The following is a 26,278-nucleotide window of genomic DNA, read 5'->3' as shown; positions in this document are numbered from 1 at the left end:
CAAGGTCAGCTTCGTACCGTGCCACAAGCTCCCGCCACCTCGGTGGGGGAGGGCGGGGCCGGAGTGGGTCATCCGACAGAAACGGTGGGCCGCACGTGCGGCACCAGCGGGTACCGCCATGATGAGTTGGTGAAGATCCTGTCCATCCAGTCGTCGGTCGCCTACGGCTACGTCGGCAACTCGGCGGCCGCCTTCCCCCTGCAGCGGCTCGGCCACGAGGTCTGGCCGGTCCTGACGGTCCACTTCTCCAACCACACCGGGTACGGCGCGTGGCGCGGGCCGCTGCTCGCACCGACCGACGTGGCCGAGGTGATCGCGGGCATCGCGGACCGCGGGGTCCTCGGCAGTGCCGACGCGGTGCTGTCGGGCTACCAGGGTGACCCGGCCATGGGCGCGGTGATCCTCGACGCGGTGGACACGGTCAAGGCGGCCAACCCGGACGCGGTGTACTGCTGCGACCCGGTGATGGGCGACACCGGCCGGGGGATGTTCGTCCGGGCGGGCATCCCGGAGTTCATGCGGGACATCGTCGTCCCACGGGCGGACATCATCACCCCGAACCACTTCGAGCTGGACTTCCTCGCCGGCCGTACGACGAACTCCCTGACGGAGGTGTTGGAGGCGGTCGACGTGGTGCGCGAGACGGGGCCCCGGCACGTCCTGGTCACCAGCGTGCTCCACGGCGACGTGCCGGCGGGCTCGCTGGAGGTGGTGGCCGTCTCGGACGAGGGCGCCTGGGCGGTCACCACACCGCTGCTACCGATCAACCCGAACGGCGGAGGGGACGTCACCGCGGCGCTGTACCTGGCGCATCTGCGGACGACGGGCTCGCCCGCGACGGCGCTGGAACGCACCATCGCCTCCGTCTTCGCCGTCCTGGAGGCGACCCTCGCGGCGGGCACCCGGGAGATCCAGCTGATCGCGGCCCAGGATGCGATCGCCGAACCGCCAGCCAGCTTCACCGCCCGCCGCCTACGCTGACACACCTCCCAGCGTGCGGGTGGCGACCCTGGGTCAGCCGGCGGTGCAGGAGCGGATCTGTGGCCGGGCGGCGCTGTTGCCGTTGAGCATCGTGGTGAAGCCGAAGGTGTTGCCGCTGCCGTTGGAGCGCATGGTCAGGACTCTGCCGCTGCTGTCCCAGTTGGCGCTGCCGTTCCAGGTGGTGGGGACGGCGAGATCATGCCCGGGCAGAGATTGCGGCTGGCGAGGTTCGCGACGATCTGCGGAACCGCGTCGCGGGTGTTCTGGATGCCGTGGTCACCGTCTCATCGCGGGTCGTTCCCGGTTGGTCCAGCCCCGGAGGACCCATTCCGCGGGGCCGTACCGGAATCGGCGCAACCACCACGCGCTGGCGGCGAGCTGCACGGCGAAGAGCGCCAGCGCGACCAGCAGGACCTGTGCGGGTGCTGTGTGCCCGGCGAGGCCGAACCCGACGCCGGTGAAGATGACGACGCAGGCCAGGGACTGGCCCAGGTAGTTGGTCAGCGCCATCCGTCCCACCGGCGCCAGGACGTCGGCAACCCGGCGTCGCCGGTGAAAGAGGCGGAGCATCGTGGCGGCGTAGGCGGCGGCGAGGAACGGGGCGGTGATGACGCTGACCATCAGGCCGGTCAGGTTGCTGGTGCCGCCGCCGACGGCGAAGAGCGTCGCACCGGCCAGTCCGACCGGATAGCCGACCGCCTCGATCCTGCGCAGCAGCGGCAGGTGGGCGGGGACCTCGGCGAGCATCCGTTGCTTTCCGGCCGCGAGTCCGACGAGGAACGCGGAGAACGCCAGCGGTCCCTGGACGGCGAGCCCGCCGAGCGCGGCGGGCAGCGACCGCAGGTGCTCGACCACGACGTCGCCGAGATCGCCCTGGAGTGCCGCCGTGGAGCGAGCGCCGGCCTCGACCGCGGCGGCGGAGTCCGGCACGAGGGTCGCGCCGAGCACCGCGGCCACTCCGATGAGGAAGGCGACGGCGCCGACGACGCAGGCCGCCGCCGTCAGGGCCGTGCGGGGGCTCATCCGTCGCGCGGCGAGCAGGAGGAGCCCGAGCAGCGCGTACGTGGTGAGGATGTCGCCCTGGAAGAGCAGGACCGCGTGGACGATCCCGAGGAGGAACAGCCCCGACAGCCGCCGCAGGAACCGCGGCAGGAACGGAACACCACGTCGGGCCGCCGACTCGATCTGCAAGGTGAAGCTGTAGCCGAACAGGAACGAGAACAGCAGGTACGCCTTCATCGCGAACAGCAGTTCGACCAGCGTGGAGATCATCCGGTCGAACCAGTTGTGGGCGGGGTCGGCCACCAGATGGAACGCGTATCCCGAGGCGAAGAAGGCGATGTTCACGAGCAGGATGAGGAGCAGGGCCACGCCTCGCAGCGCGTCGATGTCGTTGATCCGCGAATCTGACGTTGACTGTGGACGGTCGGCTCGCCGTTCCCCCGTTGACGACTGCATTCTTCGACGCTATTCAACCTCGCCGGTGTGTCGATATCCCGCAGCCCGGACGGTCGCGAGTAGGGCCACCCCTACCGACCACCGCCGGCGATCCCCGCGGCGGTAGGGGCGTCCCGGGACCCTTCTTCGCGCTCATCGACAACGTGTGGATCAGGCTTCTGCTGATCGCGGGCGCCGTCGCGACGATCGTGGTGATCTGGTTGCTGTGGTTCGTCCGCCCGGTGCGTGCGTTCTTCCGGTGACGGGCCCTCGTCAGGAGGCGGTCAGCGCCCCTCGGGGACGGCCATCTCGCCGAGCAGAGACCAGTCCTGCTGCGGCACGGTCGCGTTCACGATGCGAGGCGTCTCGGCCAGGTACGGCGGCAGGCTCTCCTGGGCCGCACGGAAATGGGCCGACTGCACGTGGGCCCCGCCGGCCTCGTCGTCGCGAAACGCCTCGACCAACACGTACTCGGTGGGGTCGTCCAGGCTGCGGGACCAGTCGAACCACAGGCAGCCCGGCTCGGCCCTGGTCGCCTCCGTGAAGTCGGCGGCGATCTGCGGCCAGCGGTCGGCGTGCGCGGGCAGGACGCGGAACTTCGCGGTAATGAAGATCATGGCGACCAGGCTACCGCCACGCGGTGACGGGACGGCTGGCCGCGGTGGGTTCCGGCCGGCACCCGCGTCGGTGCGCGGCAGAGCCGTCTGCACCCGGGTTGGCGTGTTCAACCAGGTCGAGTGCGGCAACTGGGCGACCTCCCGCACCTGACCCCGGTAGCCGGAGCGTTGCCCACGGGATCGGGGACAGCCGCACCTGCGTCCGACGGGCGCGGCTGTCCCGGTGCGACGGGAAGCGTCACGGTGGCGCCGCGTCGGTTCAGCGCAGGGCGTCGTCGCGGAGCACCGCCTGCGCGCCGACGGTCTGGTTGACGATCTGCGTCACCCGTACGTCGACGGCGACGCTGGCCAGGGCCACCGCGTCCGGGCGGCTCACGCCGTGCAGCCGTTGCATCAGGGTCAGCATCGAGTCCAGGGCCATGAACGTGGCGTCGTCGAGGGACGCGCCGACGCCGAGGGTCAGCCAGGCGTCCGCGGTGCGCGCCACCGGGCCGGTGAGCGGGAAGTCGTCCCGAACGTCGAAGGTCAGCGTGACCTCGTCCATCGGGCACTCGATCGCGGTGCCGCCGACCTCGCCGTCTCCCTGCGCGGCGTGCCCGTCGCCGACCGAGAACAGTGCTCCGTCTACCGGGATCGGCAGCAGCAGGGTGCTCCCGGCGGTCAGGTCCTTGCAGTCCAGGTTGCCGCCGTGGGGCCGGGGCGGCACCGTCGAGTGGCGGCCCGGCTCGGCGGGTGGCATGCCGAGCACCCCCATGAAGGGCCGCAACGCGACGGTGTGGCCGTGCTGGTTGCGGCCGGTCATCGCCACGGGTTCGAGTGCCCAGGCGTGCACCACGCCGTCCGACTCGACGCCGTACCGCTGGTTGAAGTCGCTGGGCCAGCCGCCGGCCACGGTGGTTCCCCAGGTGGCCGGGACGATCGCGTCGACGCGTACCTCGAGGGTTTGGTCGGCGCGGGCGCCGCGGACCGCGACCGGACCGATCAGGGCGTGTCCGTGGTCGGCCTGGTACTGCGGTGCCCGGGGCCGTTCCCGGTTCGGCCCGGCGGTGTAGGGGCCGGCCGACCACCAGCAGTCCAGCGTGCGGTAGGTGACGGTGTCGCCGGGGTCGATGGTGAGCACCGGGGGGAAGTCGGGGGAGAAGTGGCCGTGCAGGGTCTCGTCGCCCGGGGTGAGGGTGTGTCGCATCTGCGCAGGCTACTGGCCTCGCCTCCAGCATGCTGCCGAGATGGTTTGGCGGGCAACTGATGTTGGAGACAACACATCTCGGCGGCGACGCGGGAATGCGCTGGCCGGCAAATCAGTTGTCGACCAACGGATATGCACGCCAGGCGACCGAGATTGGTGGTAGCAGCACAATGCCCGATTACGGACACGAACTCCTGTTCGGGACGTTTCTCACGCCCAACGCGGCCGACCCGGATCGGGTCGTGACGCTCGCCGAGTTGACCGAGGCGGTCGGCTTGGACCTCACCACCTTCCAGGACCACCCGTACAACGCCGAATTCCTCGACACCTGGACCCTGCTGAGCTGGGTCGCGGCTCGTACCGAACGGCTGAGGGTCTCCGCGAACGTCCTGAACCTGCCGCTGCGTCCGCCGGCCGTCCTGGCCCGCGCCGCCGCGAGCCTGGACCGGCTGTCGCACGGCCGGTTCGAACTCGGTCTCGGCGCGGGCGCGTTCTGGGACGGCGTCGAGGGCATGGGCGGCCGTCGGTTGACCGCGGGGCAGGGCGTCGACGCCCTGCGCGAGGCGATCGACGTGCTGCGCGGCGTCTGGGACGACGCGGCCTCCGGGCCGCTGCGCCGCGAGGGAACCTACTACCCGATCCCCGGCATGCAACGCGGCCCGGCGCCGGCCCACGAGATCGACATCTGGCTCGGCGCCTACCAGCCACGCATGCTGGCACTGACCGGCCAGCGGGCCAACGGCTGGTTGCCGACCCTGGAGTACCTCCGGTCGCCGGACCGGGTCACCGCCAACCGGCTCATCGACGAGGCGGCCGTCGAGGCCGGAAGGGATCCCCGCCAGATCCGTCGGCTGCTCAACGTCTTCACGGTCGACGTGTCGTCGCGTAACCGCGGCTTCCTGCAGGGGCCGGCCGAGCAGTGGGTCGACCAGCTCCTCCCACTCGTCCTGGAGGAAGGGTTCAGCGCCTTCCTGATCGGCCGCGACGATCCACGGCTCATCCAGACCCTCGGTGAGGAGATCGCTCCCGCGTTGCGGGAGGCCGTCGCCAGAGAGCGCGCGGGGAACGCACCGACCGGTCGGGTCCGGTCCGCCGTCAGCCTGGCAAAACGCCAGCCTGGCATCGACTACGACGCGCTGCCCGCGTCGCTCACCGGCAGGTCCGTCGAGCCCGGCGACCCGGACTACGAGCAGGTGCGCCACAGCCACAGCTGGCTCGGGTCGCCGGCCCTGGTGATCCGCCCGCAGAGCGCCGCCGAGGTCGTCGACGCGGTCGTCTACGCGCGGACGCAGAACGTGCCGATGTCCGTGCGCAGTGGCGGGCACGGCATCAGCGGTCGGTCCACGAACGACGGTGGCGTGGTCATCGACATGTCCGCCATGAACAAGGTCGAGGTGCTCGACCGGGCCACCCGCCGGGTCCGCCTGGAGCCGGGGGCCCGTTGGGGGCACGTCGCCCGGGCGCTCGCCCCGTACGGCCTGGCGATGAGCTCGGGAGACTACGGCGACGTGGGCGTCGGCGGCCTGGCCACCACCGCCGGGATCGGCTACCTGGTACGCAGGTACGGCCTGACCATCGACCACATCGTCGCCGCGGAGATCGTCACCGCGGACGGCAGCCTGCTCCGCGTCGACGAGCACCAGCACCCCGACCTGTTCTGGGCGATCCGTGGCGCCGGCGGCAACTTCGGCGTCGTCACCGCCCTCGAACTCGAGGCGTACGAGGTCGGCGACGTCGCCTTCGCCCAACTCGTCGTCGACGCCACCGACACCGCCGACGTGCTCCGTCGGTGGGGTCGGCTCGTCGAGGACGCGCCGCGGGAGATCACGAGCTTCCTCGCCCTGTTCCCCGCCCGCCGGGGCAACCCGGTGACAGCGCAGGTCACCCTCGTCCACGCGGGAGACGACGTCGAGGCGGCGCAGTCCGCCCTGACCCCGTTCCTGGAGATCGGGCCGATCCTCGGCCAGCAGGCCCACCTCGTGCCGTACCCCGCGATCGTCGCGCCACCTGACGATCAGCATCGGGGCCAGGGGCTGTCCGACAGCCACAGCGGCCTGCTGCACCACATCACCCCGCAGGCGGCCGAGGCCATGGCAGCCATGATCCGCTCCGGTGACGTGATGGTGATGCAGTTCCGTTCCGTCGGGGGAGCGGTCAACGACGTCGCCCGCGACGCGACCGCCTACGCACACCGGGATCAGAACTTCTCGGTGCTCGCCGCCACCGTCGCGGATCGCAGGCCCCAGCTCGACAAGCTCTGGGCCGATCTGTACGAGCACCTTGACGGCATGTACCTCAGCTTCGAGTCCGACACCAGTCCGGAACGGCTCCAGGACGCCTTTCCGGAGCCCACCCTCAGCCGGCTGCGCGCCATCAAGGCGACGTACGACCCGGACAACGTCTTCAACCGCAACTTCCCCATTCCGCCGGCGGATGTCCGGCGGACCGGAGAGGAGACCGACACCGCCGCCTGAGACGACTGGGCCGCCCCGGGTTCGAGGCGGCCCAGTGGTCGCCCCGAGCCTGGTCAGGCGCGCGTCAACGCGCGGGCTGGTCCTCCGGGCGAAGGACGTCCGTCACGGCGGCGCAGGGGTCGGTGCCGGGCGCGGCGGTGTGGATGGCCTCGGCGGCGCGTTCGGCGAAGTCGCGGAAGGTAGCACGCTGCTTCTCGGGCAGACCGGCCAGCACATGGTCCTCGGCGTGCGCGACCCGCTTCTCGGCGTCGGCCAGCGTCTCCCGACCACGCTCGGTGGCGACGATGCGGCGCGCACGCCGGTCGCGCGGATCCAACTGCCGCTCGATGAGGCCGGCGTTCTCCAGGTCGTCGATCACGTAGGTCAGGACGCTGCGGTCGATCACCAGGCGGGACGCCAAGGCCGCCTGGGTCGGCACCTCCTCGTGGACGACCACGGCCAGGATGTGGTAGCCGCGGCTGCCGTGGGGCAGGTCCTTGAGGGCCTCCTCGACGTACTCGTGCCAGCGGCGCAGCACCATGCCGAGCGACCAGCCGAAGTTGGAACCCCGCTCGCGGTCGGCCGGCAGCTCGCAGGGGTCGGTGGTGGACATGAAACCCACCGTAGCAGGCAGTATGTTGATCAACTTATCGGTTGTCGATCGACGTATCCGTCGACCGCAGGCCCACGTCGGGCCGGGTGATCGCCGTCCAGGGGTGTACGGGACGGCGTGGCAGCGACGAGAATGCCGACCAACGTGAATGTCCCTCTGGCAACGGCGTCCGGGGGACGTGACGGGGGGAGGACGCGATGAAAGCAGCAACACGCCTCGGCGCGGCGGTGACCGCGCTGGGCCTGGTGGCAGCGGTGCTGAGCGCGCCGCCGGCCGGCGCCCACCAGCGAGACCGCGGCTACTCGGCCGAGATCCGCCGCGCGTCCTACGGCGTGCCCCACATCACCGCCACGAGCTTCGCCAACCTCGGCTTCGGTGTCGGCCACGTGCAGGCCGAGGACAACCTCTGCGTCATCGCCGAGAAGGTGGTGACGGTCAACGCCGAGCGCTCCCGCTACTTCGGCGCGACCGGCCCGACCGACGCGAACGTGCGCAGTGACCTCTTCTTCCGCAAGGCCATCGACGACCGGACGGTGGAGCGCCTGCTCGACGGCCGCCGCGACGGCGTCCACGCACCGTCCAACGACGTCCGCGACCAGATCCGTGGCTTCGTCGCTGGCTACAACTCCTACCTGCGCCACACCGGCGCCGCGAAGCTCACCGACCCGGCATGCCGGGCCAGGCCGTGGGTGCGCCCCCTGACCGAGATGGACATCTGGCGCACCACCTGGGCCAGCATGATCCGGGCCGGTTCCCGGGCGCTGCTCGACGGGATCGTCGCCGCCGCCCCGCCCACCGCCACCGGCCCGGCGGCCGCCCAGGACGCACCCGGCGCGGCCGCCGTGCTCGCCTCCTCCGACGGTGCCCCCGCCGGGGTGGGCAGCAACGCGTACGGCCTCGGCGAGGCGGCGACCGCCAACCGGGGCGGCATGGTGCTGGCCAACCCGCACTTCCCGTGGGACGGCGCGGAACGCTTCTACCGGATGCACCTCAAGGTGCCCGGCCGCTACGACGTCGAGGGCGCCGCCCTGATCGGTGATCCGATCATCGAGATCGGCCACAACCGCACCCTCGCCTGGAGTCACACCGTCTCCACGGCACGCCGGTTCGTCTGGCACCGCCTCGCGCTGGTCCCCGGCGAGCCCACCTCGTACTACCTGGACGGTCAGCCCCGAAAGATGACCACCCGCACGGTCACCGTGCAGGTGCCCGGCCCGAACGGTGGCACCGTACCGGTCAGTCGGACCTTCCACGACACCCACTTCGGGCCGGTCGTGGTGGTGCCCGGCACGTTCGACTGGAACAGCAGCGCCGCGTACGCCGTCACCGACGTCAACGCCACCAACAACCGGGCCTTCGACGGCTGGCTGCAGATGGGCCGCGCCGAGACGGTCCGCGACCTGAAGCGGGTGCTCGACCGCTACCAGTTCCTGCCCTGGGTCAACGTGATCGCCGCCGACGCCCGCGGGGAGGCGCTCTACGCCGACCACTCGGTGGTGCCCCGGGTGACCGCTGCCCTCGCCGCCGCCTGCATTCCGGCGCCGTTCCAGCCGCTCTACGCCAGCAGCGGTCAGGCAGTCCTGGACGGCTCCCGATCGGCCTGCGCGCTCGGCGCCGACCCGGACGCCGCCGTGCCCGGCATCCTCGGCCCGGCGAACCTGCCGGTCAGCTTCCGCACCGACTACGTCACCAACTCCAACGACAGTTACTGGCTGGCCAACCCGACGGCGCCCCTGGAGGGCTATCCGCGCATCATCGGCGACGAACGCACCGCGCGCAGCCTGCGGACCCGTCTCGGCCTCGACCAGGTGCAGCAGCGCCTCGCCGGCACCGACGGGCTGCCCGGCCGGGGGTTCACCGCCGACCGGCTGTGGCGGACCGTCTTCGGCAACCGGGTGTATGGCGGTGAGCTGGTCCGCGACGACCTCGTCGGGCTCTGCACCGCCCAGCCCACCGCCACCGCCTCGAACGGCGCGACCGTCGACCTGCGCGCCGCCTGCACCACACTGGCGCGCTGGGACCTGCACGTCGACCTGGACAGTCGCGGCGCCCACCTGTTCACCGAGTTCGTCCTGGCCAACGGGCTGCGCTTCGCCGACGCCTTCGCCGTCAGCGACCCGGTGCGCACACCGCGCCGGCTGGACACCGCCAACCCGGCGGTGCGCACGGCGCTCGCCGACGCCGTGCAACGTCTCGCCGGCATCCCGCTCGACGCCCGGCTCGGCACCGTCCAGACCGAGCCGCGCGGCGACCGGCGCATTCCGATCCACGGCGGACGCGCCGAGGCCGGCGTCTTCAACATGATCGTCAACAACCGGGTGCCCGGCGTCGGTTACCCGAAGGTGGTGCACGGCTCGTCCTTCGTGATGGCCGTCGAGCTGGGCCCGCACGGACCGTCCGGGCGGCAGATCCTCACCTACTCGCAGTCGACCAACCCGAACTCCCCCTGGTACGCCGACCAGACGGCGCTCTACTCCGGGAAGGGCTGGGACACGATCAAGTACACCGAGGCGCAGATCAAGGCGGACCCGAACCTGCGCACCTACCGCGTGGGGGAGGGCCGCCACCACTGATCCCGGGTACGCGGACGGCCGGACTCCCCGCTGGGAGCCCGGCCGCTCTGCGCTACCGACGCGTCTACCTGCCCTCGTGGCCCGGCAGACGGCCCCGCGTCGAGACGAAGTGGTACGACATGACGGCGAACCCGGGGTCGCGGACCAGCCTCCGGAAGGCGTTGAGCTGGTTGGCGGACAGACCCGCCGCGAGCAGGTCCGGCTCCAACTGGCGGGAGTTCGTCTCGTAGAGCGACGTGCCGGTCGAACCGCCGACCCAGCTCTGCGAGTGGGTGATGGTGTCGACGTCGGTCAGACCGTTCAGGGCCATCTCGGTGTGCACGTCCTGCGCCCATCCCAGGTCGGCGCCGTGCTCCTGCAGGACACCCATCATGGTGTCCATCACCTGCGCGAAGAGTTTTGCGGCGTCGTCGGTCGGCGCCGTCAACACCCGCAGCGGCGCCGTGCAGTCGAACTCCTCGACCACCAGCCACCCGCCGGGAGCCAACGCGCCGGCGAGCGTGCGGAGAACCCGCCGCCGGTCGGGCAGGTGCAGCAGCACCAGCCGGGCGTGGATGAGGTCGAACGCGTCGCCGGGAGGGGCTTCGGTGCGGACGTCGTGCTGGCGTACGCGCAGGTTGCCCTCCGCGGTGAGGTGCGTGGGGTCGATGTCGGTGGCCAGCACGTGACCGTCGTCGCCGACGGCGCGGGCGATCCGCCGGGCCATCGAGCCACCACCGGCCCCGACCTCCCAGCAGCTCGCCCCCAGGCGCAGGACCGGGCGGGCCAGGCGGCGCATCGTGATCGGGTCGAGGAAGGACTCCAGCGCCTGCATCTGGGGGACGGCGTCCGGTGCGCCGTTGTCGAAGGTGTACGCGCCATCGCTGGTAGCGGTCGTCATCGGTGTCTACCTCTCTCAGAGGGTCGGATGACCTACGGGGTGTCGGCCCAGAGCCGAGGGGTGGGTCCGGTGGTGGGGGGTGTCGGGGCGGTGGCGGCGACGCTCAACATCGCCACCAGCGGGGCCGGATCGGCGCGGGCCTCGGACGTCGGCCGGTCGTAGACGACCCGGCCGTACTCCAGCACCGCCACCCGGTCGGCGATCTCGATCGCGTGTTGGAGCTGCTGCTCGACGAGCAGCACGGTCAACCCGTCGGCGGCCAGGCCACCGATGAGCTCACGGACCCGCGCCGCCAGGTCGGGGGAGAGGCCCTCGCACGGTTCGTCGAGCAGCAGAACCCGTGGTTGGCCGAGGAGCGCACGGGCTATCGCCAGCATCTGCTGCTCGCCGCCGGAGAGTTCGCAGCCGCGGTGACGCAGCCGCACTGCCAGCCTGGGCAGCAGCTCGAGGATCCGGGCCACGGTCCACCCCTCGCCGCCCGGTGTCGCGGCCCGCCACGGCGCGGCCGCCAGGACGAGGTGCTCGGCCACGGTCAACCGGGAGAAGACCCGCCGGCCCTGCGGGACGAGACCGACCCCGGACTGGGCGATGCGGTGGGGTTGTCGGCCGGCCACGTGCACACCGCCGATCTCGATGCGACCACTGGAGGCCCGCACCAGCCCGGCGATGGTGTGCACGAGTGTGCTCTTGCCCGCCCCGTTGCGACCCACCACGGCCTGGACGCTGCCCGGCTGCACCCGCAGGCTCACCTCGTGCAGCACGATGCCACCGGAGTAGCCGGCGCACAGCCGCTCCACGGACAACATCACGACACCCCGTCGGCGTAGGCCTGCCGCACCAGCGGCGAGGTACGGATCTCGTCCGGCGTCCCGGCGGCCAACGTCCGGCCGTCGCGCAGCACGGTGACCGTGTCGGAGAGGGCGTACACCAGGTCGAGTCGATGTTCGACCAGCAACACGGCGACCGCCCGGGGCAGCGCCCGGAGCAGGTCGACCAGCCGGCCGACCTCGGTGGCGGACAGCCCGGCTGCCGGTTCGTCGAGCAGCAGCAGGCGGGGGCGACCGGCAAGGGCCATCGCGATCTCCAACTGGCGTCGTTGCCCGTGTGCGAGGTGACCGGCGGGCACCGCCGCGACATCGGCCAGGCCCATCTGCTCCAGCAGGGAACCCGCGCGGTGTTGCGCGGTTCGGCGCGTTCCGCCGGGCCACCACCTGCGACGCCGGATGGCCCGGGGCAGTGCGGCGACCACGACGTTCTCCGTCGCGGTGAGCGTCGGAAAGACCGCCGGTCGTTGGTGGATCCGGTTGATGCCCCGGCGTGCCCGCGCCGCGGGGCCGAGCCGGCCGACGTTGCGCCCGGCGAAGCGCACCGAGCCGCGGTGCGGTTTCGTCGACCCGCCGATCACGTTGAGCAGGGTCGTCTTGCCGGCCCCGTTGGGACCGATGAGCGCGTGCCGCTGGCCGTCGTGGATGCACAGGTCGACGCCGGTCAGCGCCGCGAGCGAGCCGTAGCGGACGCTGACGTCCTGGGCTTGGAGCAGGCAGGTCATGCGCGTAGCTCCGGTACCGTCGCGTGGTCACGGGCCGGGGTGGCGTCCGCGCGGCTCGGCGGGACCGTCTGTGGGTGCGACCTGTCGCGCGGGCCCCGGACGCGTTTGACGCCACTGGGCAGCAGGTAGACCGTCGCCACGAACAGCACGCCCAGCACCAGCGGGGCATGGCCGGGCAGCACCCCGAACAGCCAGTCGCGGACGGCGATGACGAGCGCGGCGCCCACCAGGGCGCCGCCGACCGAGGCGGTGCCGCCGATGACGACACCGAGCAGCAGCAGGGCGGAGGTGTCGAAGCCGAAATCGGCGGGGGAGATGTACTGCTGGGCGACGACCAGCAGTGAGCCGGCGGCGCCGGCTATCGCCCCGGCGAGGATGTGGGCGCCCGACAGGTACAGCGGCACCAGGTGTCCGCTGGCCCGCAGCCGTGTCTCGTCGTCGCGGCCGGCACGCAGCACCAGCCCCACCCTGGTACGCAACAGCAGCAGCACCGCGCCGACCAGTGTGGCCACGACCACCAGGGTGTACAGGTAACGCGCCTGGTCGGAGGCCAGGGCCGGCAGACCCCAGAACGGGCGGACCGCGGCTATGCCGGCCAACCCGTCCGTGCCTCCGGTCACCGACCGCCACCGCCCGAGGACGGTCACGACCAGTTCGCAGATGGCCAGGGTGATCATCAGGACGATCACGCCCCGGGCGGGGACGACGAGCGGCACGGTCAGCGCCGCCAGCATCGCCCCGGCCCCCGCGGCGACGACGAGCTGCACGACGCCGACGTCGGAGATCTGGCTGCCGACCACGGCGCACGCGTACGCCCCGGCCGCGTACGGTGCGGTCTGGCCGAGCGTGGGCATGCCGGCGACGCCGGTGAGCAGTGCCACGCTCACCCCGACCAGGGCCAGCGCCAGCGTCCGGGCCAGGATCGCGGCGGTGTAGTCGTCGACCACCCAGGGCGCCACGACAAGGCCCGCCAGGACGAGTGCGGCGACGCTACGCCGTACCCGGCGGATCACCTCGTCCATCATGTCGCCCTCCACGAGGTGGCCAGGCCGCGCGCCCGCACGGCGAGGACGGCTGCCATGGCGGCGAACAGCAGGAACGGTGCGGCCGACGGCAGCAGTGCCACGCCCAGGGTCTGGATCTCCCCGATCGCGAGCGCGGCGAGCAGAGTGCCCGCCATGGAGCCGAGGCCACCGAGCACGACGACCACCAGCGACAGCAACAGCACCGTGTCGGCGGTGTCCGCGCCGGGGCCGATGATCGGCGCGCCCAGGACCCCCGCCGCGCCGGCCAACGCGCCGGCGGCGGCGAGCACGCCGGCCCGGATCCGCGCGGGACTCACACCCATGCAGGCGACCATCTCCGGGTCGTCGACGGCGGCCCGGACCAGCATTCCCGCCCGGGTACGCCGTACCGTCAGGTAGAGCGCGGCGGCGATCACGGCGGCCACCACGATGAAGACCAGTCGGTAGGCGGCGTAGCGGTGGCCGGCCACGACGACCGACCCGTCCAGGGCGGCTGGCACCCGCACCTGGGGGTCGTCGGGTCCGAAACCGGCGACGAGCAGGCTGCCGCCGGCCAGCGCCACCCCGAAGGTCAGCAGCGCCTGGGTGAGGTGGTTGCCCGTGGCGACCGGGGTGAGCAGGCCGGCGAGCAGCACACCCGCCGCGGCCGCGGCGAGCACACCGACCGCCAGCGCCAGTGCCAGGCTCACCCAGCCGCCGTCGAGCAGGGCGGCGGCGGTGTACCCGCCGATCGCGTAGAGCGTGCCGTGCGCCAGGTTGAGGATGTTGGCGACGCCGAAGCAGAAGACCAGGCCCGCCGCGGCGACGAAGACGAGCAGCCCGTAGGCGACTCCGTCCAGCGCCGGGATGATGTACGGGTCGATCCGGTTCGCGCCGGCCGCCACCGCGATCACCGGCCGATGGTCGCGAGGTCACCCACGACGGTGTTGGACAGCGCGCGACCGTCCTGGCGGACCTGTCGCAGGTACCACTTCTGCACGGGGGAGTGCGTGGTGGTGGAGAACTGCCAGGTGCCGCGCGGACTGGCGATCTGCCCGAGCTGACCGATGGCCGTGTTGATGGCCTCCGGGGTGGGGTCACTCCCGGCGGCCGCGATGGCCCGGTCCAGCACCGCCGCGGCGTCGTAGGAGGCCAGCGCGTACGTCGTCGGGGAGCCGTCGTGCTTGGCCTTCCACGCCGCGACGAAGGCACGGTTCTCGGCGTTGTCGAGGTCGGGGGAGTAGTTGAGCACCGAGAAGATGTCCCTGGCGGCCTCGCCCTGTGCGTTGAGCACGCCGCCCTCGGTGAGGAACCCGGCCGCGTACAGCGGGATGTCCTTGATCTCGGACTGGGCGTACTGCTTGACGAAGTCGACGGCGGCGCTGCCGGCGTAGAACGTGTAGACCGCCTGGGCGCCCGAGGCCTTGATCCTGGCGAAGTACGGGGTGAAGTTGGTGGTGGCCGGGAACGGGGTGAAGGTGGTCTTGCCGTCGGGGTTCGCGAGCTTCCCGTCGATCTTGGCGAACGCGTCGGTGAAGCCGCGCAACTCGTCCCAGCCGCCCTGGTAGTCCGGGCCGATCGCGTACACCGAGCCCTTCACGTTGTCCCGCACGTGCTGGGCGATCGCCGCCCCGGGCTCGTCGGAGAGGTACGAGGTGTGCCAGACGCGGGAGACGTCCTTGAGCTCCGGCCGGCCGTTGGAGCCGACGAGCGGCACCTTCGTCTCGTTGAGCAGCGGGTAGACCCCGGCGACGGAGCCACCACCGACGATGCCGGTGAGCGCGACCACGCGGTCCTGCTTGAGCAGCTTCGTCGCGGCCGGCACCGCCGTCTGGGCGCCGTTGCCCTCGTCGGCGACGACGAGGTCGACCTGTCGGCCGCCGAGCTTCCCGTCGTGGGTGGCCAGATAGAGCTCGAAGCCGTCGCGGATGTCCTTGCCGACGGCCTGGTACGTGCCGGACAGCGACGCCAGCAGGCCGATCTTGATCGAACCGCTCGCGCTCGGGCCGGACTCGTCGCCGGCGCAGGCCGTGCCGGTGGACAGCACGAGCGCGAGCAGTGTTGCGGTGAGGGCACGGCTGCGCCGAGGGGTGGTGAACGACATGTCTTCTCCAGGGGAAGGGATGGATCTCCGGCGAGGGGGTGCCGGGATGTCAGCGACTGCGGGCGAGCGCCGCTCGGGCCGCGGGGGTGAGCGCGTCCCCGATCCGGTTGGCCAGCTCGGTCATCTCGTAGGAGACCTTGCCGACGTCGCACTCCGGTGCGGCGAGCACCAACAGCGAGGCGCCGTCGTTGAAGGCCATCGAGAACATGAACCCGCCTTCGAGCTGGGTGACGTTGGAGATCACCGCGCCGGCGTCGAAGAAGGCTGCCGCGCCCCGCAGCAGGCTGACCAGGCCGCTGCCCGTCGCGGCGAGCTGGTCGGCCCGGTCCGGCGGCAGATCGCGGGTGGTGGCCACCATCAGGCCGTCGGCGGAGATGGCGATCGCATGGCTGACCTCGGTCGCGCGCTCGGCGAAGCTGTCCAGCAGCCAGCCGAGGTCCTGTTGGTCGCTCACGTGCTCTCCCTGTCGGATCATTTCTTGCCGAGGTTGATCGGGGTCCGTCGGCGGGACGCCACGCCGCGCGCGTAGGCGGCCATGGCGGTGGCCACCTGGGCCGGGTCGCGGTATTCGGACCGTTGCTGCTGCTGGGGCACGGTGACGCCGCCGGGCACGAGGTGCCGCTGGGGCTGTCGTTTGGGCAGACCGGAGTTGGTGGTAGCGGCGACGTCGGGAGCGTGCGCCTGGGCGGCGGTACGCCAGGCGTCGTCGGCCGGGCTCGACCACTCGCGGCCGTCGTGACCGTCGACGACGTCGGTGTGGAACCAGTGGTTGACCTCTTCGAAGATGAGCAGCTCCTCGGTGGGGGCCTCACCCCGGTCCGCGGGCGTGGGTGCCGGCCGGAACACCGGCGCCGCCGGCAGGGTCCGCTCGGCCGGCGGCCGCCCGGCCGTGGGCTCGGGGTGCGACCGGTACGGCGGCGGGGGGCCGGGTGTCCGGGCTGCCCGCCGCGACAGCCGGCCGGGGGCGAGCAGGTACTCCTCCGGTGGCAGGGACCGGATTATCGCCGCGGGCAGCGTCGCCTCGGCGAGGGTGCCGCGCCGGGGACCGCGTCGCAGTTGGACGCTGGCGCCGAGTCGGGCCGCGAGCTGGCCCACGACGACCAGCCCCATCGCCCGTACGGCGGCGACGTCGATGGCCGGTGGACGGGCCAGCAGGTCGTTGAGCTGCTGCAGCCGCTGCGGGGGCAGTCCGACGCCCTCGTCGCTGATCTGGACGATGACCCGGTCGCCGAGGCTGCGCCCGGTCACCCAGGTCTCGCTTCCCGGCGGCGAGTACGCGGTCGCGTTGTCCATGAGTTCGGCGAGCAGGTGCACGACCTCGTCGACGGCCTTGGCCGCGACGGCGACGTCCCCGTCGATCATGCCGAGCCGGATCCGCGCGTAGTGCTCGATCTGGGACAGCGCCGCCTGGAGCACCTGCTGCAGCGGTACGTCGTGCTGGCGTACCCGGCCGACGCCGACCCCGCCGAGCACCAGCAGGCTGGCGTTGATCCGCCCCATCCGGGTCGCCAGGTTGTCCAGCGTGTACAGCTGGTGGAGTCGGTCGGGGTCGGTCTCGTCCCGTTCGACCCGGTCGACCTGGGCCAGGACGGCGTCGACCAGTCGCTGCTCGCGGCGGCTCAGGTGGATGAAGATGTCGGCGGTGTTGGCGCGCATGACGGCCTGCTCGGCGGCCGTGCGCACGGCGGCCTGGTGCACGGCGCTGAACGCCTGGCCCAGCTCGCCGATCTCGTCGTCGCTGGACGGTTCGAGGGCGGTGGTGGACTGCTGGCGGGCCAGCTCCTGCGGGTCGACGGCCGAGCTGTCCGGGTGCTGGAGTCGGGCCACCACGGCGGGGAGCTGCTCGAAGGCGACGGCGTTGGCCGCGTCGCGCAGCCGACGCAGTCGACGGGTGATCTGCCGGGCGACGGCCCAGGTCACCAGCGCGGTCAACAGCAGCGCCAGGAGGACGCCGATCGCCTCGGCCACGGCTCGGCGGCGCTGGTCGGCGTGCGCGGCCCGGACGTCGTCGAGCACCGCGGCGTCGACCCGCCCCCGCAGGTCGGCCAGGCGGGCGGACCGCTGCTGCGTCGTGGACACCCACGCCGTGGTCTCCAGCTGCAGTCGGGTCCCCGGCTGTGCCCGGGAGACCTCGTCCTGCATCCGTTGCAGCGTGAGTGCCTCCTTGCCGGTGCCGACCTGCTCCCACCAGAGGCTCCACTCGGCGGGGGCCAGGGCCAGGAACGACAGGCTCGTCTCGGTGTAGCTGGTGCGCGCGGCGGTGATGTCCTGCTGCATGGCGGGGGTCAGCTCGCCGGCCGCGACAGCGCGGAGCACGGCCACCTGCTGCTGGCCGATCGCCTCGGCCGTCTTCGACAGCGCCGCCGAGGCGCGGATCCCGTCGGCGAGCTGGGCGTTGACCACGCCGTGCGAGACGTTCTCCCGGAAGTTGATCAGGTCGGCGATCGCGATGCGGTAGCTGAAGGTCATCGCGGACACCGATGCGTGAGCCGCCGTACGCACCTGGGTGCGCAGCGGGGCGAGGTCGTTCAGCGCCGTGTCGATGCGGCGCAGGAGTGGGCGGCTGGTGTCGGCGTCGGCGGGCACCCGGTCGCGCTGCCGGCGGTAGCGGGCGACCGCGTCGTCGGTGGCGGCCATCTCCGCGCCGAAGGCGTCCTGCTGCTCCGGGGCGGCGTAGGTGAGCAGGTCGGCGGCGGCGATGCGCTCGCGTTGCAGCCGGTAGGCCAGGTCACCGGCCTCGGCGCCGAGGCGTGCCAGGACCTCCAGGTCGCTGGCGCGGGTCGTCTGGCGCGCGCTCTCGGTCAGCGCGAGACCGGCGAACCCGATGACGGCGACCAGCGGGGCAGCGACGATGAGGCGCATCCGGCCGGCAATCTTCCAACCGCGTCGCCGGGTCGGGTAGGGTCGGGCCGCGTGGGACTTCGTGCTCGACGCCAAGATTGACTCCCACGACTCGTCGACGACGGTCTATTTGCACGTTGCCGAATGCAAGTCCCATTCCGCCGGAACCCGAGCCCAGAGACCAGACCTGGCCGTGGTACAAACTGCCCGTACCAGCATCTGTACCCAGAGTCAGCAGCCGGTGGCGCGACGGGGATGATCCGGGTCGGCGACGTCAGCGCTGGTCGTCGAGGGGTTCGGCCGTCGGGCGCCGGCCGTTGTCGTCGGAGTCGGGCGGGCCGTTGAGCACCTGGCCGATCAGCTCCCGCAACTCGTCGATGGCGTCCACCATGGCACCGGGGTCGCGAGCGTCACGCCGACCACGCTGGCGCGGCACCTGCGGACCCAGCGGCACGGGCTCGGGAGAGCGGGGGCCGCGGCGGCCGTCCGCCGCCAACTGCTCGGCCGCGACCTGCGGCCACAGTGCCGCCAGCCGGCCGCCGGTGTCGAGCACGTCGTCGCAGCGCACCGCGAACTCGTGACTCCCGAAGCGACGACCCGACTCCACGGCGGCGACCGTCTCCCGGCTGAACCGCACCAGATCCGCCAGGGCCCGCTGGGTCAGGCCCCGCCGGATACGGCAGCTGCGCAGTTCCCACCGGAACCGCTGGCTGGCCGCGGAGTCAGCGACGTTCGACGGGGGCGTGTGCTCCATGTGCTCACCTTCGTGGCGCCAGCGAATCAGCGGCAGGCATTAACTCGAGGCCGACCGATGGGCTGAAAATTCATAGAGGCAATTCTTAACCCAGGATCCGATGGGTGTGAAGACGTTGACCGACATGGATTGACGAGCAATGCGCGGCGGGCGGCCTCCGGTGCCCGCGGTGGGCTGGGCGTGGAGCGTTGGGCAGGGCAGCCCCACGCGCGATCCGAGCGCAGGCCAGCCACGGCCGCCGTGTGGACGGCTCGCGGTCACTGTCGGGCGGCGTGCACCTCGGCGCCCGCCGCTTCCGGTGTCATCTGATCGTCGGCCGGTGCCATGATATCGATTATCGCGGGCAGCGTGTGGTGTGCGCGGAACGCAACATTCGGCTTGTATGAACGATGTTGCCCCGGTGTTAGCCGGAGGCCGGGAATGGCCGCCGCGAGCCGGGTGAGGGCGATCCCGGCCTCGAGTCGTGCCAATGCCGCGCCGATACAGAAATGTGGCCCGTGGCCGAAGGACAGGTGATCCGCCACGTCGCCACGGTGCGGGTCGAACCGATCCGGGTGGGCGAAGACCGCGGGGTCACGGTTCGCCGCTCCGATCAACAGCAGGCAACGCGCCCCCGCCGGTATGGTGACCGTTCCCAGCGTGACGTCGCGGGTGGTCACGCGGAGCCAGCCGTCGATCGCGGGTGCGAACCGGAGGGTCTCGGCCACGAACGCGTGGACGGACCCGGGGTCGGCGGCGAGCGTGCGCCACCGCTGCGGCTCGGAGAGCGCCTGGTCGAGGGCGTGGGCGAGCAGCCCGGCCGTGGTCTCGTGGCCGGCGACCAGGAGGTTGAAGGCCATGCTCGCCACTTCCGACACGGTCAGCACGGCGTCGTCGTCGTCGCGGTACGCCAGTGCCCGGCTGATGAAGTCGTCGCCGTGGCCACCGCGGTCGATCCGCTGCTGGACCAGCTCCTGGCAGTAGTGCCAGAACTCCAGCAGGCCCTGCGCCAGGCGCACCTGCTCGGCCGGATCCGGCTGCCCCCAGACGAGGGCGATCTGACCGTCCGCCCACCTGCGGATCCGGTCGATGTCGGCGTCGGGCACCCCGAGAATGTCCAGGACGACCAGCAGGGGAAGTTCGGTGGCGAGCTCCGGGAGGAGGTCCACCTGTTCGCCGTGCTGGCCGACCAGCCGGGACACCAGTTGGTCGACCCTGCGACGGACGATGGGGCCGTAGTCGGCCTCTGCGCGGTCGGGCGTGTTGGCGAAGGTGGCCCGCAGGGCCCGGCGTGTGCGTGGGTGCACCGGCGGGTCCGCGGCGGCCGTGGTGGGTGGCGCGTCGATCTGCATGACGACCTTCATCGCCTCCGGGCAGACCTCGTAGACCGGGGCCAGCGTGAGCGCGTTGCCGAACGTCGCGGGGTCGGCGAGGGCGCGCCGCACATGCCCGTGCCGACTGATCAACCACAGCCCGAGGTCCTCGGCGTAGTGCACCCCGTCGGGATCGTCGAGAATGCGCCGCCACACACTGGCCGGATCGGTGAGATATGCCCCGGTGAATGGACTCAACCGCATGGAGGGCCTCCTGAAACACCGCAAAAAACCGGCAGCGCCCGCATTGGACACACCAACCTGTTGGGGCTGACAATGGCGCGCATCTGCCTCTGGCTCTTCACGGTGCGCCGACTTACCTGACAAGTCAAGATTGGTGTCCGTCAATTAATCAATGCCGATTATTGCGTGGTGCAACGGACGCGACAACCTGAGCTACCTGCAAGTTGCGGCTCGGTCCTTGCTGGTTTCAGGCTAGCGGAAGCAGGCCGGACGGCACTGAGCGCCACACCGGTCACGATGTGGTGCGCGCGTGGCGGCGACGACGAAAGCAGCCGCCGACGCGGTTCTATTTGCTGCCGTGCGCCGTACGGGCTGTCGGGTCGAAAGGAAACATTCTCGACCCGCGTCGCCCCTTCGCCGGTGCCGCGTTCGGTGGCTCTGCGCGTCGGCGGTGGTGAGCGGGGTCGAACCTGTCGCTGGCCGGCCGAGGGGGTGCGCGCGGTGCGCGTACCCCCTCGGTTTGATCAGCGGGTGCGGACCGCGACGGCCGTGTACGGCGTGGTCGGGGTCGCCGGAGTCGTGAAGCGGGCGTTGGGCAGGTAGAGCCGGCCCAGCGCCTTGGCCACCGTCGTGGGCACGTCGAAGTTCGCGTCCGTGATGGTGCCGGTGAGCGTTCCGGCGGTGCCGGCCCGGTTCAGCGTGACCACCGCGACCAGGTTGAGGCGGTTCTGCACGACGTAGAGGGTGCGGCCGAGCAGCAGCAGGCCGTCGCCGTTGGTGAAGGTGTGGCCGGGGACGTACACGGTGGTGGTCGCGCCGGTCGCCGGGTCGACCCGGAACAGCGTGCCGGTGGCGGACTGGACGACGATGAGGGACCTGCCGTCCGGCGTGGTGACAATGCCGTTGAGATTCACACCGGTGCCGACCTGCTGGTACGCACCGGTCAGCGGGATGGTGGTGAAGCCGTCGGCGGGCGGCAGTGCGCCTCCGTGGCCGAGCGGCACCCGGTAGAGCACCGGCCGGTTGGAGTCGGTGAAGTAGGCGGCGTCGCGGGTGAGGACGACGTCGTTGACGAACGTCGGGGCGGTGGTGAACTGGTAGCGCGCCAGCACCTCGCCGGTGCGGGTGTCGAGCACGCGAGCGTCGCCGGCCGTGCCGCCGGAGACGAACAGCCGGCCGCGCGGGTCGACCTTGAGGCCGAGGGACGGGGTGCCGGTGGGCGCGCCGATCGTCCTGCCCGCGCCGGTGACCAGGTCGACGCGGTAGATGGCGCCGTTGGCGCGGGAGCCGAAGTACGCGTACCGGCCGGCGGTGGCGATGCCCTCCGGCTGGAACCCGTCCGGCAGGGCGAGGACGGTGGGCGGCCGGCTCCCGGCGTGCGCCTGCGCGGGCGCGACGGCGACGGAGGTCAGGAGAGAGGCGGTCAGGGCGACACCGAGTGCGGTCCTGAGGGGTCGGTTCACTGTGCTCCTTTCGGGCGGGCAGGCGGCACGAGCGAAAGCGCCTGCCACGATCTCTGGGGCCAGGACCTTCCCCACTGTACGGCGGCGGCCGGCGGCCCGCCCGGCCGCGAGGCTTGGGGTGCCACCTCCATCTCGCGGCTAATAGTAAAGGTTCTGAACAGAAGGTGTTACAGTCACTGCTGTCTATGCGACGTCGAGCCCTCGGCCTGTCGTATCCCGGAAAGGAGTGATCACATGACGAGACTGCGCGCCCTGGTCGCGCTCGCGGCACTGGCTGTCGCCAGCGGACTGATGGCCGTCATCCCGTCGACCGCCGCCTCGGCTGCGGCCTGTGCGGCACCGTGGCAGTCCTCGGCCGTCTACACCGGAGGCGCGCAGGTCTCCCACAACGGCCGCAACTATCAGGCGCAGTGGTGGACCCAGAGCGAGGCGCCCCCCGGCACCACCGGCGTCTGGCAGGACCTCGGTGCCTGCGGAGGCACCACCACCCCGCCGCCGTCGGGAAGCTGCACCCACCCGAACTGGGTCGCCGGCACGTGGTACTCCACCGGGGCCATCGTGCGATACACCAACGGCCTGTACTACATCGCCGAGCACGACAATCCCGGGTACGACCCCATCATCAGCACCTGGTACTGGGAGCCGTACAGCTGCGGCGGCCAACCGCCCACCAGCCCGCCGCCCACCAACCCCGGCGGCTTCGTGGTGAGCGAGGCCCAGTTCAACCAGATGTTCCCGGGCCGCAACTCCTTCTACACGTACTCCGGGCTGGTCACCGCCCTGAGCGCCTACTCGGCGTTCACCAGGACGGGCAGTGCCACCGTCCAGCGCCAGGAGGCCGCGGCCTTCCTGGCGAACGTGAGCCACGAGACCGGCGGACTCGTCCACATCGTGGAGCAGAACACCGCGAACTACCCGCACTACTGCGACCCCGGCCAGCCCTACGGCTGCCCCGCCGGGCAGGCCGCCTACTACGGGCGCGGGCCGATCCAGCTCAGCTGGAACTTCAACTACAACGCCGCCGGTAACGCCCTCGGGTTGCCCCTGCTGACCAACCCCTGGCTGGTGCAGACCGACGCCGCGGTGGCCTGGAAGACCGCCATCTGGTACTGGATGACCCAGAACGGGCCGGGCACCATGACCGCCCACAACGCGATGGTCACCGGCGCCGGGTTCGGCCAGACCATCCGCAGCATCAACGGCTCGATCGAGTGCAACGGCGGCAACCCCGCCCAGGTGCAGAGCCGCGTCACCAAGTACCAGCAGTTCGTCGGCATCCTCGGCGTGCCCGCCGGAGCCAACCTCTACTGCTGACCCGCCGCCCGGCCTCGACACCCCGCACCGGGTGTCGAGGCCCGGCACGCGGCGGTTGCCGGCTTAGCTGACCGTTAAGTAACGGCCCAAATGGTTTCGTCCGGCCGGCAACACTGGGCAGACTGGGCCGATGCCCGCCGCCGATTCACCCGCTGCCCCCGCTCACCGACGTCGTACCCAGGTGCTGGGGGCGGTGGTGGTCGCGGTCGCCATGGTGGTCGCGGTCGGGGCCTGGTCGCTGCGGGACCGGACCACTGGCGAGGACGGCGCACCGCAGCGCAGCGACGCCGCCGCCGGCGCGACATCCGAGGTCGGCCCGGCGGGCGGCACCCCCACCTGTGCGGGCCGGCCGGCCCAGGCTGCCCGCGAGCTGCGCGGCATGTGGATCACGACGGTGAACAACATCGACTGGCCGAGTCGGAAGGGGCTGCCGGCCGAGACGGTACGGGCGGAATTCCGCGGATGGCTGGACCTGGCCGTGCGACACAACCACAACGCGGTCTTCGTGCACGTACGACCGAGCGGGGACGCGCTCTGGCCGTCCACCTACGCGCCCTGGTCGGAGTGGCTGACCGGACGGCGCGACGGCCGCGACCCGGGCTGGGACCCGATGGAGTTCATGGTCGCCGAGGCGCACGCCCGCAACCTGGAGTTCCACGCCTGGTTCAACCCCTACCGGGGCGGACAGCCGGCCACCGTCGGCGGTCCCGGCCCCAAGCTGGACCAGCTCGCGCCGACACACCCGCTGCGGCGGCACCGCGACTGGGTGGTCACCTATCCCAGCGCCGACCGACCCGGCAGCCGCCTCTACTTCAACCCGGGCATCCCCGAGGCGCGCGCCTTCGTCGAGGACTCGATGCTGGAGGCCGTCCAGCGGTACGACGTCGACGGGGTGCACTTCGACGACTTCTTCTACCCGTACCCGGAGGCCGGACAGGACTTTCCCGACGGCGCGGCGTTCGCCCGGTACGGCCGGGGGTTCGCCGACAAGCACGCCTGGCGGCGGGACAACGTGAACACGCTGGTCCGCGAGATGAGCGAGCGGATCAAGGCGATCAAGCCCTGGGTGAAGTTCGGGATCAGCCCGTTCGGCATCTGGCGCAACGCGCGCACCGACCCGACCGGCTCCGCCACCGGGGGCCTGCAGAGCTACGACGACATCTACGCCGACACCCGCCTGTGGGTACGGAAGCAGTGGCTGGACTACGTCGTGCCGCAGCTCTACTGGCACATCGGGTTCGACAGGGCCGACTACGCCAAGCTCCTGCCGTGGTGGGCGGCCATGGTGAAGGGCACCCGGGTGCAGCTCTACATCGGGCAGGCCGACTACCGGGTGGGCGAGCGCGGCGCGTGGCGCGACCCGGCCGAGCTGGACCGCCAACTCGCCCTCAACCGCCGGTACGGGGTGAGCGGGAGCGTGCACTTCAGCGCCCGGCAGGTACGGGCCGACAAACTCGGCGCGGTCAGCCGGTACAGCGCCGCCCACTACGCCACCCCGGCGCTGCCACCCACGATGGCGCAGTTACCAGCGGCACCTCCGGCCGCGCCGGTGGTCACCGAACCGCGCCGGACGGACGACGGCGGGGTGACGCTGTCCTGGCGTGGCGAGGGGGCCACGAGTTTCGCCGTCTACCGGGTGGACGGCGACACCGCCCGGCTCGTCGGCACCGCCCGAGGTGGGAGTTGGGTCGACCGCACCGCGCCGGCCGACGGACCGCTCTCCTACTGCGTGTCGGCACTGGATCGCAGCGGGAACGAGGGCCGACTCAGTGCGGCCACGTCCGCATCCCCGTAGACGGTCCCCGTTGTGGGGGTACGTCCTCTCACCGAGGGTGGATGAGGCACATCCCGCCGTGACCGGGGCGGTCCATCGTGGCCAGCGCGTGGGGCACCTCGTCGAGGTCGATGGTGCGGGTGATCAGCTCGGCGGGGCGCAGCACGCCCGCGGTGACCAGCCGTAGAAGCTCCGGGTAGGCATGCGCGGCCATCCCGTGGCTGCCCCGCAGCTCCAGCTCGTACGCGATGACGAGGTCCATCGGCAGAGCAGGGCGGCCCTGGACGGCGGGAAGAAGGCCGACCTGGACGTGCCGGCCCCGCCGGCGCAGGCACCCCACCGAGGCGATGCAGGTGGCGTGACTGCCCAGTGCGTCGAGTGACAGGTGCGCTCCGCCGCCGGTCGCCTCCCGAACGGCGGCGGCGACCGCGCCCGGGTCGGTGAGGGTGCTGCCGTCCAGGCAGACCGTGGCCCCGAAGCTCCGGGCCAGGTCGAGCGCGGCGGGGGCGATGTCGACCGCCACGACCTGCGCGCCGCAGGCCGCAGCGATCATCACCGCGGAGAGTCCCACGCCGCCGCAGCCGTGCACCGCCACCCACTCACCAGCGGCGACCCGGCCCTGGCTCACCACGGCGCGGAACGCCGTGGCGAATCGACAGCCGAGGGCTGCCGCGGCCGGGTGGCCCAGCTCGTCGGGGAGCCGGACCAGGTTGACGTCGGCGTCGTGCACCGACACGTACTCGGCGAACGACCCCCAGTGGGTGAAGCCCGGCTGTGTCTGGCGTTCGCAGACCTGCTGGTCGCCTGCGAGGCAGGCGGGGCACTGCCCACAGGCGCAGACGAAGGGCGCGGTGACCCGGTCGCCGCGCCGCCAGCCGCGTACGCCGGCGCCGACCTCCGCGACGACTCCGGCGAACTCGTGCCCGGGGACGTGCGGCGGGCGGACGTCCGGGTCGTGCCCCTGCCAGCCGTGCCAGTCGCTGCGGCACAGCCCGGTCGCCTCGACACGGATGACAGCACCACCGGGCGGCGGCACCGGGTCCGGTACGTCGCGGACCTCGGGTCGGACACCGAACTCGTCAAAGATCACGGCACGCACGGGCTGCATCCTCACACGCGGGGCGACCAGACTGCACCTGCCTGCCCCACCTGCACCACCACGAGGAGCGGGGTTCGCGCCGCTGACACCTCGCCCACACG

Annotated in this window: 21 protein-coding genes; 5 read left to right on the top strand and 16 right to left on the bottom strand. The window is 71.8% G+C overall.

What is annotated here, in order from left to right:
- Window positions 1-129 precede the first annotated feature (129 nt).
- Window positions 130-981: a pyridoxal kinase PdxY gene (gene pdxY, locus ACTWLT_RS11650; protein WP_445318367.1), complete on the top strand. Its 852-nt coding sequence runs from the start codon at window positions 130-132 to the stop codon at window positions 979-981.
- Between the two features lie 276 nt (window positions 982-1,257).
- Here the strand turns inward: pdxY and ACTWLT_RS11645 are convergent, their stop codons facing one another.
- The 3 genes from ACTWLT_RS11645 to ACTWLT_RS11635 all read right to left on the bottom strand — a co-directional run bounded on the left by ACTWLT_RS11645 (window position 1,258) and on the right by ACTWLT_RS11635 (window position 4,221).
- A complete protein-coding gene (locus ACTWLT_RS11645) occupies window positions 1,258-2,439 on the bottom strand; it encodes a DUF418 domain-containing protein (RefSeq protein ID WP_445318366.1) in 1,182 nt (393 codons plus the stop codon).
- Window positions 2,440-2,702: 263 nt separating this feature from the next.
- Window positions 2,703-3,035: a putative quinol monooxygenase gene (locus ACTWLT_RS11640; RefSeq protein WP_445318365.1), complete on the bottom strand. Its 333-nt coding sequence runs from the start codon at window positions 3,033-3,035 to the stop codon at window positions 2,703-2,705.
- A gap of 259 nt (window positions 3,036-3,294) precedes the next feature.
- Window positions 3,295-4,221 carry an acetamidase/formamidase family protein gene (locus ACTWLT_RS11635; RefSeq protein WP_445318364.1) on the bottom strand — a complete coding sequence of 309 codons (927 nt, stop codon included), beginning with the start codon at window positions 4,219-4,221 and terminating at the stop codon, window positions 3,295-3,297.
- Between the two features lie 170 nt (window positions 4,222-4,391).
- Between ACTWLT_RS11635 and ACTWLT_RS11630 the strand changes: the two genes are divergently transcribed.
- Entirely contained in the window at window positions 4,392-6,695 is a 2,304-nt protein-coding gene (locus ACTWLT_RS11630; protein ID WP_445318363.1) for an LLM class flavin-dependent oxidoreductase, read from the top strand.
- 64 nt (window positions 6,696-6,759) lie between these two features.
- On the opposite strand, the gene ACTWLT_RS11625 is transcribed toward ACTWLT_RS11630, so the two are convergent.
- Window positions 6,760-7,287 carry a MarR family winged helix-turn-helix transcriptional regulator gene (locus ACTWLT_RS11625; protein WP_445318362.1) on the bottom strand — a complete coding sequence of 176 codons (528 nt, stop codon included), beginning with the start codon at window positions 7,285-7,287 and terminating at the stop codon, window positions 6,760-6,762.
- 197 nt (window positions 7,288-7,484) lie between these two features.
- Here ACTWLT_RS11625 and ACTWLT_RS11620 point away from each other — a divergent pair, with 197 nt between their 5' ends.
- Window positions 7,485-9,860 carry an acylase gene (locus ACTWLT_RS11620; RefSeq protein ID WP_445318361.1) on the top strand — a complete coding sequence of 792 codons (2,376 nt, stop codon included), beginning with the start codon at window positions 7,485-7,487 and terminating at the stop codon, window positions 9,858-9,860.
- Window positions 9,861-9,924: 64 nt separating this feature from the next.
- On the opposite strand, the gene ACTWLT_RS11615 is transcribed toward ACTWLT_RS11620, so the two are convergent.
- The 11 genes from ACTWLT_RS11615 to ACTWLT_RS11565 form a co-directional block, all read right to left on the bottom strand.
- On the bottom strand, window positions 9,925-10,740 hold the full coding sequence (locus tag ACTWLT_RS11615; protein ID WP_445318360.1) for a class I SAM-dependent methyltransferase: 816 nt from the start codon (window positions 10,738-10,740) through the stop codon (window positions 9,925-9,927).
- 32 nt (window positions 10,741-10,772) lie between these two features.
- Window positions 10,773-11,546 (bottom strand): ABC transporter ATP-binding protein, encoded by a 774-nt coding sequence (locus ACTWLT_RS11610; RefSeq protein WP_445318359.1) that lies wholly within the window; start codon window positions 11,544-11,546, stop codon window positions 10,773-10,775.
- Window positions 11,546-12,289: an ABC transporter ATP-binding protein gene (locus ACTWLT_RS11605; RefSeq protein ID WP_445318358.1), complete on the bottom strand. Its 744-nt coding sequence runs from the start codon at window positions 12,287-12,289 to the stop codon at window positions 11,546-11,548. Before ACTWLT_RS11605 ends, ACTWLT_RS11610 begins: the two co-directional genes overlap by 1 nt.
- Window positions 12,286-13,314 carry a branched-chain amino acid ABC transporter permease gene (locus tag ACTWLT_RS11600; RefSeq protein WP_445318357.1) on the bottom strand — a complete coding sequence of 343 codons (1,029 nt, stop codon included), beginning with the start codon at window positions 13,312-13,314 and terminating at the stop codon, window positions 12,286-12,288. Before ACTWLT_RS11600 ends, ACTWLT_RS11605 begins: the two co-directional genes overlap by 4 nt.
- Entirely contained in the window at window positions 13,311-14,207 is an 897-nt protein-coding gene (locus ACTWLT_RS11595) for a branched-chain amino acid ABC transporter permease (protein ID WP_445318356.1), read from the bottom strand. Before ACTWLT_RS11595 ends, ACTWLT_RS11600 begins: the two co-directional genes overlap by 4 nt.
- The gene (locus ACTWLT_RS11590; protein ID WP_252417583.1) at window positions 14,204-15,397 is read right to left on the bottom strand and encodes an ABC transporter substrate-binding protein; all 1,194 of its coding nucleotides are present in this window, start codon (window positions 15,395-15,397) and stop codon (window positions 14,204-14,206) included. The genes ACTWLT_RS11595 and ACTWLT_RS11590 overlap by 4 nt, the downstream gene beginning before the upstream one ends.
- Before the next feature lie 49 nt (window positions 15,398-15,446).
- Window positions 15,447-15,851 carry a roadblock/LC7 domain-containing protein gene (locus ACTWLT_RS11585; RefSeq protein WP_252417582.1) on the bottom strand — a complete coding sequence of 135 codons (405 nt, stop codon included), beginning with the start codon at window positions 15,849-15,851 and terminating at the stop codon, window positions 15,447-15,449.
- A 17-nt stretch (window positions 15,852-15,868) separates the two neighbouring features.
- On the bottom strand, window positions 15,869-18,259 hold the full coding sequence (locus ACTWLT_RS11580; protein WP_445318355.1) for a sensor histidine kinase: 2,391 nt from the start codon (window positions 18,257-18,259) through the stop codon (window positions 15,869-15,871).
- Window positions 18,260-18,512: 253 nt separating this feature from the next.
- On the bottom strand, window positions 18,513-18,992 hold the full coding sequence (locus ACTWLT_RS11575; RefSeq protein ID WP_445318354.1) for a helix-turn-helix transcriptional regulator: 480 nt from the start codon (window positions 18,990-18,992) through the stop codon (window positions 18,513-18,515).
- Between the two features lie 257 nt (window positions 18,993-19,249).
- Entirely contained in the window at window positions 19,250-20,692 is a 1,443-nt protein-coding gene (locus tag ACTWLT_RS11570) for a cytochrome P450 (protein ID WP_445318353.1), read from the bottom strand.
- A gap of 359 nt (window positions 20,693-21,051) precedes the next feature.
- Window positions 21,052-21,990: an SMP-30/gluconolactonase/LRE family protein gene (locus tag ACTWLT_RS11565; RefSeq protein WP_445318352.1), complete on the bottom strand. Its 939-nt coding sequence runs from the start codon at window positions 21,988-21,990 to the stop codon at window positions 21,052-21,054.
- Window positions 21,991-22,224: 234 nt separating this feature from the next.
- Here ACTWLT_RS11565 and ACTWLT_RS11560 point away from each other — a divergent pair, with 234 nt between their 5' ends.
- Both ACTWLT_RS11560 and ACTWLT_RS11555 read left to right on the top strand, forming a co-directional pair.
- On the top strand, window positions 22,225-23,304 hold the full coding sequence (locus ACTWLT_RS11560) for a glycoside hydrolase family 19 protein (RefSeq protein ID WP_445318351.1): 1,080 nt from the start codon (window positions 22,225-22,227) through the stop codon (window positions 23,302-23,304).
- Between the two features lie 130 nt (window positions 23,305-23,434).
- The gene (locus ACTWLT_RS11555; protein WP_445318350.1) at window positions 23,435-25,099 is read left to right on the top strand and encodes a glycoside hydrolase family 10-like protein; all 1,665 of its coding nucleotides are present in this window, start codon (window positions 23,435-23,437) and stop codon (window positions 25,097-25,099) included.
- Between the two features lie 28 nt (window positions 25,100-25,127).
- On the opposite strand, the gene ACTWLT_RS11550 is transcribed toward ACTWLT_RS11555, so the two are convergent.
- Window positions 25,128-26,186 (bottom strand): zinc-dependent alcohol dehydrogenase family protein, encoded by a 1,059-nt coding sequence (locus ACTWLT_RS11550; RefSeq protein ID WP_445318349.1) that lies wholly within the window; start codon window positions 26,184-26,186, stop codon window positions 25,128-25,130.
- Between the last annotated feature and the right edge of the window lie 92 nt (window positions 26,187-26,278).

The organism is Micromonospora yongxingensis (assembly GCF_052601155.1).
The sequence above is the reverse complement of the archived record's forward strand: the minus strand, read 5'-3'. Positions and strand labels throughout refer to the sequence as shown.